Source organism: Thioclava sp. UBA3469, from assembly GCF_002378135.1.
Taxonomy (GTDB): domain Bacteria; phylum Pseudomonadota; class Alphaproteobacteria; order Rhodobacterales; family Rhodobacteraceae; genus Thioclava; species Thioclava sediminum.
Genome location: NZ_DFRG01000029.1, coordinates 1 through 9,397 on the forward strand (window position 1 = coordinate 1; position 9,397 = coordinate 9,397).

The window sequence follows — 9,397 nt, forward strand, 5'->3', positions numbered from 1 at the left end:
CGATGTCGGGGCGCGCGGCGCGGATGCGCTCGATCAGGCGGATATAGCTCTCCGCCGTATGCTTGCGGTTCATCGCCTTGAGGATCTTGTCCGAGCCCGATTGCACCGGCAGATGCAGATAAGGCATCAGCTTCGGTTCATCGCCGTGGGCCGCGATCAGATCGTCTTCCATGTCGTTCGGGTGCGAGGTGGTGTAGCGGATACGCTCCAGCCCATCGATCTTGGCGAGCGACCGGGCAAGCCGCGCGAGCGACCAGTCACCGCCGTCACCCTCGCCGTGATAAGCGTTGACGTTCTGGCCCAGCAGCGTGATCTCGCGTACGCCTTTCTCGACCAGCGCCCGCGCCTCGCGCAGGATCTTGTCGGCCGGGCGTGAAACCTCCGCCCCGCGCGTATAGGGCACCACGCAGAAGGCGCAGAACTTGTCGCAGCCCTCCTGCACCGTCAGGAACGCCGTCGGGCGCGTCTGCACGGGCCGCGCGGGCAGATGGTCGAACTTGTCTTCCAGCGGGAACTCGGTCTCGACAGGGCGCGCGCCATTATCGGTCCGCGCGACCAGTTCGGGCAGCTTGTGATAGCTTTGCGAGCCCACGACCAGATCCACCAGATCCGAGCGCCGCAGGATCTCGTCGCCCTCGGCCTGCGCGACACAGCCCGCGACGCCGATCTTCAGGTCGGGCTTGGCCTCCTTGAACGGACGCAGGCGCCCCAGATCGGAATAGACCTTCTCGGCCGCCTTCTCGCGGATATGGCAGGTGTTGAGCAGCACCATATCCGCTGCGCCCACATCGTCGGTCAGCTCATAGCCCTTGGCGCCCATGGCCTCGGCCATGCGCTCACTGTCATAGACATTCATCTGACAGCCATAGGTTTTGATATGCAGCTTTTTCGGAGCGTCGCTCATGCCAATCCTCGCGCGTCTTTCCAGCGGGCCTGATACAGCCAAATCACCCTTTCCCGCAAGGTCGCGCTTGGGGCGGGCCGTAAAGGCTTGATTTCATGCGGGCCTTCCCCGATCCTGCGCCCGAAGACCCCGCGAAAGGGCTGCATCGGGCATGAAATATTCCTCGCTGATCGATTTTCTCACCCGCCAGAGCGCGGCTCTGTCCAAAGGCCCGGTCGGCGTGATCCTAGCCGAGGACGGGGTCGAGCTGGAGAGCACGATCCGCCACCATATCGACCTCGGGTTTCCGGTGCTGCTGGTTCTGGGGCATGCCGCGATGGACCTGCCGGACGACCTGGCCGCCGACAGCCCGACGAAAATCTACCGCATCGATTTCGAGCTGAACCGCCGCGACGCAGCGCCCCTCGCAATCAACCCGATCGTCGCCGCCGTGCCCGCGGGCACCTGGCTCTATTACTGCTTTAACGCGGAATACCTGTTCTTCCCCTTCTGCGAGAGCCGCTCGATCGGCGAGGTTCTGAGCTTTCATACCGAAGAACGCCGCGCCTCGATGCTGAGCTATGTGATCGACCTCTATACCGGCGATCTGGAGGCGCATCCGAACGGCGTCGATACCGAGAACGCGATGTTCGACAAGGCGGGCTATTACGCGCTCGCCCGGCTCGATCCCGAGAACCACGACCACCCGAAAGAGCGGCAGCTGGATTTCTTCGGCGGGCTGCGCTGGCGCTTCGAGGAGCATGTCCCCGCCCAGCGCCGCAAGATCGACCGGATCGCCCTGTTTCGCGCCAAATCCGGCCTGAAACTGCGCCCCGATCACACGTTCAACGACGAGGAATACAACACCTATTCCTGCCCGTGGCACCATAACCTGACCTGCGCCACCGCCTCGTTCCGGGTCGCGAAAGCGCTGAAGTTCAATCCCGGGTCGACCTATGACGTGCACAGTTTCACCTGGGTCAATTCCGAACGCTTCAACTGGTCGAGCCAGCAACTCATGGATCTGGGCCTCATCGAACCCGGCCAGTGGTTCTGATCCGCCCTTCCAACTGATCCCGGATGGTTCCCGAATTATGTCTGCGCGGGCGCAGAGTGATCTGTGCAATTCCTTAGTAAAAGAATCGCCTTTACAATTCCGATCATTTCACTCAGGTTATTTCCATCAGCCAGTCGATCCCCGACGAGCCGCTTTCGCGAGATGGAGACCGGAGATGAAACGCCCCTCTTCCCCCGGCCCCCGATACCGGGCCGACACGCATGTTGATATTGATCCACCGCTGAGCCTGCGCGACATCGTCGAGGCGCTGTGCAGCGGCTTCCCCCCGGGCCAGAGCGCGCTCGAAGCGACGCTCGACCGGATCGAGGGAGGCCGCAGATGAGCATCAATGAAAGCTTTGCCAACGCCCTGCCCGTCCATGACGCAGAGGTGCTGACCGGCAAGGGAAACCTCGCCCATATCGTGCTGGACGGTCAGGTCTATACGCTGCGCATCACGAAGGCGGGCAAACTGATCCTGACCAAATGAGCGCAACACTGCGCCACCCACAGATCCCGAACGTCTGAAGCCGCCCGATCGTCCCTCGGGCGGTTTTTTCTGTCTCAAAGACGCGTATCGCTGTGATCTTGGGGAGGATGGAGCGGGTGATGGGAATCGAACCCACGTCTTCAGCTTGGAAGGCTGCGGCTCTACCATTGAGCTACACCCGCGCTCTGGCCTCTCCTTAGCGGTCCACGCCGCACCATTCAAGCGGGATCGGCAAGAGGTTCGCGCAAACCCGGCCCCGAGGCGCGGTTCGAATTGACCTCCTGCCCCACGCGCCACGCCTGCAGAATGCCCTCGGGACTTGGCTGCATCAGGATCGCCGCGCCATGGCCTTCCTCGCCCAGCCATTTTGCCCAATCGGCTTGCTCGAGAACCAGCGGCTCGCGGTGATGGATCGGGGCGAGCGTCGGCCCCGCCGGCAAGGTCACGATGGCGCAGGTGGTCAACAACTCGCCGCCCTTCTCCCAGTCCTGCCAGAGCCCGCCGAATACCATCGGCGCGCCGTCCTTGCGCGAGACATAGAAAGGCAGCTTCGCCTCGCCCTCGCGATGCCATTCATAAAACCCGTCCGCCGGGATCAGGCAGCGCCGCGACCGGATCGCTTCTCGGAAGGCAGGTTTCTCCGCCACTGTCTCGGACCGCGCATTGATCAGCAAAGGCCCATCCGTCGGCGTCTTGTACCAATGCGGGATGAAGCCCCAACGCATCGCCCGCAACTGCCGCTGCCCCTCGCCGGAAATACAGACCGGCAGGCTCTGGGTCGGGCAGATATTGAACCGCTCGCCATCGGGCACGTCATTGCCCGGCACCGCCTTGAACAGACGCGCCATCGCATCGACGGGAAGAGTGTTGGCCATACGTCCGCACATGGCACAAAGCTATGCCCCTACGCGCGCGGCACAAGCCCCACGCTTGACCGGACGGCGCGTTTTCGGGCAAGGGAAAGCCATGTTGATTTACAAAATCCTCCGCCGCCCCGAATGGGATGCATTTCGCGAAGCCGGGCACACGCTCGGCGCGCCGGTCGACCTCGCGGACGGCTATATCCATTTCTCCACCGCCGATCAGGTCGTCGAGACGGCTGCGAAACATTTCGCGGGCGAATCCGATCTGGTGTTGGTCGCCTTCGACTCGACTGCGATGGGCGCAGATCTGAAATGGGAGCCCTCGCGCCGCGATCAGCTCTTCCCGCATCTCTACCGCCCGCTGCATCTCAGCGAAGTCGTCTGGGACCACGCCCTGCCCCTCGGCGCTGCGGGCCATATCTTCCCGAAGGAAATGTCGTGACCACCCTGATCGAGCGCGTGGGCCTTGCGGCCTTCCAGAAGATCGACCCGGAAAAGGCCCATGGCCTCTCGCTGCGCGCTCTGCGGATGGGGCTCGCGCCGCTGCCCGGCCCGATCACCTCGCCGCGGCTGAAGACCGATCTGGCGGGGATGTCGCTTCTCAACCCGGTGGGCCTCGCGGCGGGCTTCGACAAGAATGCCGAGGCCGTACCGCAGCTGATGCGCGCGGGCTTCGGCTTCATCGAAGTGGGGGCCGCCACCCCACGCCCGCAGGAAGGCAACCTGCCGCCGCGCCTCTGGCGTCTGCCCGCCGACCGCGCCGCGATCAATCGCTTCGGCTTCAACAATCAGGGCATGGAGCCGATCACCGAGCGGCTGGCAACGCGCCCGCAAGGTATTCCGGTGGGCCTCAATCTGGGCGCCAACAAGGATGCCGCCGACCGCGCGAAAGATTTCGCGACGGTGCTGGCCCATGCCGGACCGCATCTCGATTTCGCGACGGTCAACGTCTCCTCGCCCAACACCGAGAAGCTGCGCGACCTACAGGGCAAAGCCGCGCTGTCGGCGCTGCTGGCAGGCGTGATCGAGACCCGCGACACACTTGCGCGCCGCATTCCGGTCTTTCTGAAAATCGCTCCCGATCTGAGCGCCGAGGAACTGGCCGAGATCGCCGAGGTCGCGCTGGAAAGCGGGATCGACGGGATCATCGCGACCAATACGACGCTTTCGCGCGAGGGCCTGACCTCGCCCAACCCCTCCGATCAGGGCGGCCTCTCCGGCGCGCCTTTGTTCGAAAAATCGACACGCGTTCTGGCGCAGCTTTCGCAGCATACCGCGGGCGCGCTGCCACTGATCGGCGTGGGCGGCGTGGGCTCCGCCGAGCAGGCCTACGAGAAAATCCGCGCAGGCGCCTCGGCGGTGCAGCTCTATACCGCGATGGTCTTCTCGGGCCTCTCGCTCGCGGCAGATATCGCGCGCGGCCTCGATCGGCTTCTGGAACGCGACGGCTTCGCCAGCGTTTCCGAGGCAATCGGCACCGGGAGGGACAAATGGCTGTAACGATCTGGCACAATCCGCGCTGCTCGAAATCGCGCGAGACGCTGAAACTTCTCGAAGAGCGCGGGATCGCTCCGCAGGTCCGCGACTACCAGAAAGCGCCGCCGACCATGGCCGAGCTGCAGGACGCGCTGATGAAACTCGGCCAGCCCGCCGCCGCGATGATCCGCTGGAAGGACACCGACCTTACGAAAGACGCCGATGAGAATGAAATCCTCTCGGCGCTGAGCGCCAATCCGAAGCTGATCGAACGCCCGCTCGTGCTGACGGAAACGGCGGCCCGCATCGGGCGCCCACCCGAGACGGTTCTCGAAATCCTTTAAGATTGAGGGGCGCTGCCCCTCTTCGGCTCCGCCGAATTCACCCCGGGATATTTCAATCAAGGAGAAGCAAAACAGCCTCTTCGCCTTGGCCCGAATATCCCGGGGGAATCTCCGGAGGAGATGGGGGCAGAGCCCCCTCTCCCTTACGTCTTGTCGCCCTACGGCGACGGGGGGCAGCGCCCCCTACCCGTTCAGATCCTTGATCAGTCGCCCGTGCTTACGAAGCTCGGCCACCAATTCGCCGAAGGTCCGCAAGCCCCGCGCCTGCAGCGCCGGGAGCATCTTCAGGAAGGCATCCGCCGTCGCGACCGTGTCGCCGATCGCGGTGTGACGCGCCTCCTCGGGGATGGTGATGCCGAGGCGATGGGTTAGCGCGTCGAGCGTGTGGCTCTCGGATTGCCCGAACACCACCGCCGACAGCAGCACCGTGTCGAGGATCGGGTGATCGAACCGTTCGCCGATCGCCACCTCCTTGCGATGCAGGAATTCCATGTCGAAAGGCGCGTTATGCGCGATCAGCACCGCACCCTCGGCGAAGCGGTGGAAATCGCGCCCCACCTGCGCAATGTCGGGCGCGCCTTCGACCATCGCGTTCGAGATGCCATGCACCTCGGTCGAGCCGGGCGGGATCGGGCGTTTGGGATCGACGAGTGTGTCGAACACCTCGGTATCGATCCGCCGACCGTTGACGATGCGCACGGCAGCGATCTGCACGATCTCGTCGCCCTCGGTGGGCAGCAGGCCAGTGGTCTCAGTGTCGAAAACGACATAGGTCAGATCGGTCAGCGGCGTGTCGGCGATCTCGGCCACGCGCTCGCGCGCGAGCAGGTCGAAATCATAGACCACCGCGCGCGGCACCGGCTTCGGGCGCTTGGTGACATGGCGCGCCTCGCGCAGCGGAATGCAGAGCCGCGCACGCGTGTCGCCCAGCTTCTCGGGCCAGATTTCGGCGGCATGGGTGGTCAGCACGCGATGCCCGGTGACGTCCTCCAGCCCCACATCGAGCGGCTGATCGAGCCAGCGCTCCAGCTCGGAGATCGGGACCGGCGCGCCCTCCCATTCCAGCGCGATCAGCGCTCCGGGGCCGTCCTCGGTGATCTCCAGCCGGAAATCGCACCGGTCGGTCAGGCGGCGCACCAGCCCCGCCAGCAGGGCCACCATCTCGAAGCCCTCGCAGCGTAGCATCAGCCCCGCGGTGACCGGCAGGATCGCCCCGCCCTCGGCGGTCACCCGCGCGGCCACCGCCTGACCCAGATCGGAGGCGCGGATCATCGCCAGTGGCCACCAATCGGCGCGGTTGGCCTCGTGGCGCTCGAAGAATTCGTGGATCGCGGCGGAGAGGTGATGCGCCTCGGAATTGGCGGCCTCGCGAACCCGGTCGCGCTCGGGACCCGGCGCGGGGCCGTCATCGGCGGTCAGCACCCCGATCAGCGATTGCAGGGCTGCGGCAGGGCGGCGGATGCGGTCGAACAGCTCGTCCATCAGCTGCTCGCGCTGCGCATGGGAGGCCATATCGCCCGAGACATCGCGCAGCGTCAGCACATAGCCCGGGCGCGCGCTCAGATGGTGATCCTCGCCCTCTGACAGCAACCGCATGCGCGCGGCGAGCACACGGCCCTCCGCTTTCGTCGAACAAAGCAGGTCGGAGGCCGCATCCGGGTCTTCGGTAGCCAGAAGCCGGTCATAGGCATGGGCGATCGGCGGCTGGTTGAGATAGTCGAAGACGCGCCGATCCAACCCCGGCGCATGGGCCGAGCCCAGAAGCTCCACCGCCTGCCCGTTATAGAAGGCCAGCTGATGATCGGCGGTGCAGAGCAGCACACCCACCGGCACGTCCGACAAGAGCGCCTCGAGCCGCTCCTTTTCCTGCGCGAGCCGCGTGGTCTCGCGCTGCACGGCTTCGGTCAGGGCGTTGCGAGTCTCCGACAGGTGACGCGTGACCGAGGCCGCGGCGGGCGCCAGATCGCCCAGATAGCGCGCGATATCGGCGTCCATATCGCCCTCGATTTCGGCCGTGGTGCGGGCGCGCAGCATCCCCGAGAGCCGCTCGATCGGCTTGGCCACGTTCTCGTCGAACAGAAACCAGATCCAGGCGATCAACCCGAGGATCACAAAGCCCGCAACCGCCCCGCCGATCACCATCGCATTCAGAAGCTCAGGATCGCCAAGACGGGTGAAGCCGAACCACAGCCCCGCCACCAGCGCCACCAGATTGCCGAGCGCCAAGGCGGCGAAGAACAGAAACACCCGGGTGCGCAGGGAAAGCCGGGTGAGGTCCATCAGGCCGTCTCCCCGTCGAGAATGCGGTGGACCTCCTCGCGCAATTCGCGCAGCTCGAAGGGTTTGGCGATGAACCCGTCCGCACCGAGCGCGAGGCCCTTGCGGCGCTCCATCGCGGAGCCGCGCGCGGTCATCATCAGGATCTTCACATCGCCAAGGCCCTTGTCGGCGCGCACGCCCTCGCAGATCTCGTAGCCCGAGACCTCGGGCAACATCACGTCGAGCAGCACGAGATCGGGGCGGGTCTCGCGGATTTTCTCCAGCGCGCCGCGCCCGGTATCGATCCGGTCATGCTCGAACCCCTCGCGGCTCATCAGATAGTCGAGCGCGATGGCGATATTGTCCTCATCCTCCACGATCAGGACGCGATGTTTCCTCCCCCCCGGCATGGTCTCATCCTCCTGCGCATACCGCTTTCAGCCCCGGGTCGTCGGGCGTGAGTTTCAGCCAGCCGCCGCCCGACAGCTCTCCGTCTTTCGTCAGCGTGGCCCCGTTCACCAGATCGGCGCGGCTGTCGGTCTTGCAGTCATAGACCGTCGGCACCGTCTGCAAATTCTGCCAGCGCCCGATCAGCAGAAGATCGGTCTCGGCCAGTTCCGGTTTGCCCGCCACCGGATGCTCCACCTTGCCCGCATCGACCGCCATGAAGCGGGTGACCATCGGCACAAGATAGGTCCAGGGCCGCCAGCCGACGCTTTCGTCGATCTTCTGCAGCACCACGACCGTGTCGGGCATGTCCGCGCGCATCTTGGGATACCATGAATACTCGCTCCAGACCGTGTAGCCGATCAGCGCCGCCCCGACCGCTGCGGGCATCACCCATTTCGGCAGCTTCTCGCTGCGGAACTTCTTGCTCAGATGAGAGAGCAGGAAGACCACGAGAGCGGCAAGCGCGCCGGCAGCAAGGGTCGAGATGTAATCATTCGTCATAAGCTCTCCTCAGCTCATCGCGCCTTTGCCATGTCCGGCGGCCGATTGCATGGTCCGCACCACGACGAACGCATCCCGCAAATGGGAGCGCTCGAAATCGGACAGGTCCGAGGGTGCGAGATAATTGTCAGGTTTGCGCCCCGAACGGGCCAGATGCGCCTGGTTCTCCAGCCGCATCGACGCTATCAGGTCATAGGCCTCGACCAGATCGCGCGCGCCGGAATGGCTCAGCACGCCGGCATGCTCGGCCTCGATCAGACGGGCGCGGGTGTTCACTTCGGGCAGGCGCCCCTGAAGCGCATAGACGCGGGCCAGATCGGTCACCGGGACCACGCCGTTATGCTTCATGTCGATATGGTTGCGATGCTCGCCCGAGCGGATCGTGGCGAAGCCCCGGATCAGGCCGAGCGGCGGGTGATGCTTGAGGCTGTTGGCGATCATATGGGCCACGAAGATCGAGTTCTTCGACGCCTTCGCCAAGGTCTCTTCCTGCAACTGCTGGAACAGCCCCGCCCCGTTGCCTCCGATCGCGCGCAGATCGAACATCACCGAGGCGAGCATCTGCGCCTCCGGGTTGGGCTTGGCGATCCAGCCGTTGAAATAGTCGCGCCAGACGCGGACCGGCTGACACCAGCGCGGGTTCGTCGCCATCATGTCGCCGGGGCAATAGACGTAGCCGCAGGCATCCAACCCGTCCGAGACGATCTTCGCGAGCTGGCGGAAATATTCCATATCCGCCTCAGTCACAGCGTCGTCGAGGATGAGGCAATTGTCCTGATCGGAGACGCCGGTCTGTTCCTGTCGCCCTTGCGAGCCGCAGGCCAGCCACAGATAGGGCACCGGCGGCGGCCCCAGCGCCTCCTCGGCCATCTTCAGCAGGCGGCGCGTGACCGCATCGGCGATATCGGTGATCAGCCGGGTGATGACCTCATGCGCGTGATGCCCGCCCACGAGCTGCACCAGAAGTTGCGGGATACGCGCGGTGACGGCGGCCATTTCCGGCACGGTCTCGGCGCCCGCCACATCGCGGATGAGCACGGCCGAGCTGACCGCCTGAAAACGGGTCAGATCGGTC

At 64.9% G+C, this 9,397-nt stretch carries 12 protein-coding genes and 1 tRNA gene; 6 read left to right on the forward strand and 7 right to left on the reverse strand.

Going from position 1 to position 9,397, the window contains the following annotated elements:
- On the reverse strand, nucleotides 1-904 hold a 904-nt coding region (gene miaB, locus B3D39_RS02310; RefSeq protein ID WP_286789337.1), incomplete at its 3' end, for a tRNA (N6-isopentenyl adenosine(37)-C2)-methylthiotransferase MiaB.
- Nucleotides 905-1,055: 151 nt separating this feature from the next.
- Here miaB and B3D39_RS02315 point away from each other — a divergent pair.
- The 3 genes from B3D39_RS02315 (at nucleotide 1,056) to hemP (ending at nucleotide 2,429) form a co-directional block, all read left to right on the forward strand.
- Entirely contained in the window at nucleotides 1,056-1,940 is an 885-nt protein-coding gene (locus tag B3D39_RS02315; protein ID WP_274962668.1) for a glycosyltransferase family 2 protein, read from the forward strand.
- Between the two features lie 175 nt (nucleotides 1,941-2,115).
- Nucleotides 2,116-2,283, forward strand: coding sequence for a hypothetical protein (locus B3D39_RS02320; RefSeq protein WP_158522126.1), 168 nt, complete (start codon nucleotides 2,116-2,118; stop codon nucleotides 2,281-2,283).
- Nucleotides 2,280-2,429 (forward strand): hemin uptake protein HemP, encoded by a 150-nt coding sequence (hemP, locus tag B3D39_RS02325; RefSeq protein WP_075774069.1) that lies wholly within the window; start codon nucleotides 2,280-2,282, stop codon nucleotides 2,427-2,429. The genes B3D39_RS02320 and hemP overlap by 4 nt, the downstream gene beginning before the upstream one ends.
- Before the next feature lie 108 nt (nucleotides 2,430-2,537).
- Here hemP and B3D39_RS02330 read toward each other — a convergent pair.
- A tRNA-Gly gene (locus tag B3D39_RS02330) sits at nucleotides 2,538-2,611 on the reverse strand.
- Between the two features lie 36 nt (nucleotides 2,612-2,647).
- Complete coding sequence (locus B3D39_RS02335) at nucleotides 2,648-3,316, reverse strand: SOS response-associated peptidase (RefSeq protein ID WP_274962667.1); 669 nt, start codon at nucleotides 3,314-3,316, stop codon at nucleotides 2,648-2,650.
- Nucleotides 3,317-3,395: 79 nt separating this feature from the next.
- Here B3D39_RS02335 and B3D39_RS02340 point away from each other — a divergent pair, with 79 nt between their 5' ends.
- The 3 genes from B3D39_RS02340 to arsC are packed head-to-tail and all read left to right on the forward strand — an operon-like array spanning nucleotide 3,396 to nucleotide 5,112.
- The gene (locus B3D39_RS02340; protein WP_078600405.1) at nucleotides 3,396-3,734 is read left to right on the forward strand and encodes a DUF952 domain-containing protein; all 339 of its coding nucleotides are present in this window, start codon (nucleotides 3,396-3,398) and stop codon (nucleotides 3,732-3,734) included.
- A 5-nt stretch (nucleotides 3,735-3,739) separates the two neighbouring features.
- Entirely contained in the window at nucleotides 3,740-4,792 is a 1,053-nt protein-coding gene (locus B3D39_RS02345) for a quinone-dependent dihydroorotate dehydrogenase (protein WP_414717959.1), read from the forward strand.
- Nucleotides 4,783-5,112, forward strand: coding sequence for an arsenate reductase (glutaredoxin) (arsC, locus tag B3D39_RS02350; protein WP_274962665.1), 330 nt, complete (start codon nucleotides 4,783-4,785; stop codon nucleotides 5,110-5,112). Before B3D39_RS02345 ends, arsC begins: the two co-directional genes overlap by 10 nt.
- 183 nt (nucleotides 5,113-5,295) lie before the next feature.
- Here the strand turns inward: arsC and B3D39_RS02355 are convergent, their stop codons facing one another.
- The 4 genes from B3D39_RS02355 to B3D39_RS02370 form a co-directional block, all read right to left on the reverse strand.
- Nucleotides 5,296-7,392: a 3'-5' exonuclease gene (locus B3D39_RS02355; protein ID WP_274962664.1), complete on the reverse strand. Its 2,097-nt coding sequence runs from the start codon at nucleotides 7,390-7,392 to the stop codon at nucleotides 5,296-5,298.
- Nucleotides 7,392-7,781, reverse strand: coding sequence for a response regulator transcription factor (locus B3D39_RS02360; RefSeq protein ID WP_078522624.1), 390 nt, complete (start codon nucleotides 7,779-7,781; stop codon nucleotides 7,392-7,394). The genes B3D39_RS02355 and B3D39_RS02360 overlap by 1 nt, the downstream gene beginning before the upstream one ends.
- A 4-nt stretch (nucleotides 7,782-7,785) precedes the next feature.
- On the reverse strand, nucleotides 7,786-8,322 hold the full coding sequence (locus B3D39_RS02365) for a hypothetical protein (RefSeq protein WP_274962663.1): 537 nt from the start codon (nucleotides 8,320-8,322) through the stop codon (nucleotides 7,786-7,788).
- Between the two features lie 9 nt (nucleotides 8,323-8,331).
- A partial coding sequence (locus B3D39_RS02370) for a DUF294 nucleotidyltransferase-like domain-containing protein (protein ID WP_286789338.1) occupies nucleotides 8,332-9,397 on the reverse strand: 1,066 nt, incomplete at its 5' end.

Bases quoted from the DNA above. Each gene is read 5' to 3' on its own strand.
- B3D39_RS02335 (WP_274962667.1), bottom strand. From the start codon at position 3,316: ATGTGCGGACGTATGGCCAACACTCTTCCCGTCGATGCGATGGCGCGT.
- B3D39_RS02315 (WP_274962668.1), top strand. From the start codon at position 1,056: ATGAAATATTCCTCGCTGATCGATTTTCTCACCCGCCAGAGCGCGGCT.
- B3D39_RS02365 (WP_274962663.1), bottom strand. From the start codon at position 8,322: ATGACGAATGATTACATCTCGACCCTTGCTGCCGGCGCGCTTGCCGCT.
- B3D39_RS02320 (WP_158522126.1), top strand. From the start codon at position 2,116: ATGAAACGCCCCTCTTCCCCCGGCCCCCGATACCGGGCCGACACGCAT.
- hemP (WP_075774069.1), top strand. From the start codon at position 2,280: ATGAGCATCAATGAAAGCTTTGCCAACGCCCTGCCCGTCCATGACGCA.
- arsC (WP_274962665.1), top strand. From the start codon at position 4,783: ATGGCTGTAACGATCTGGCACAATCCGCGCTGCTCGAAATCGCGCGAG.
- B3D39_RS02355 (WP_274962664.1), bottom strand. From the start codon at position 7,392: ATGGACCTCACCCGGCTTTCCCTGCGCACCCGGGTGTTTCTGTTCTTC.
- B3D39_RS02340 (WP_078600405.1), top strand. From the start codon at position 3,396: ATGTTGATTTACAAAATCCTCCGCCGCCCCGAATGGGATGCATTTCGC.
- B3D39_RS02360 (WP_078522624.1), bottom strand. From the start codon at position 7,781: ATGCCGGGGGGGAGGAAACATCGCGTCCTGATCGTGGAGGATGAGGAC.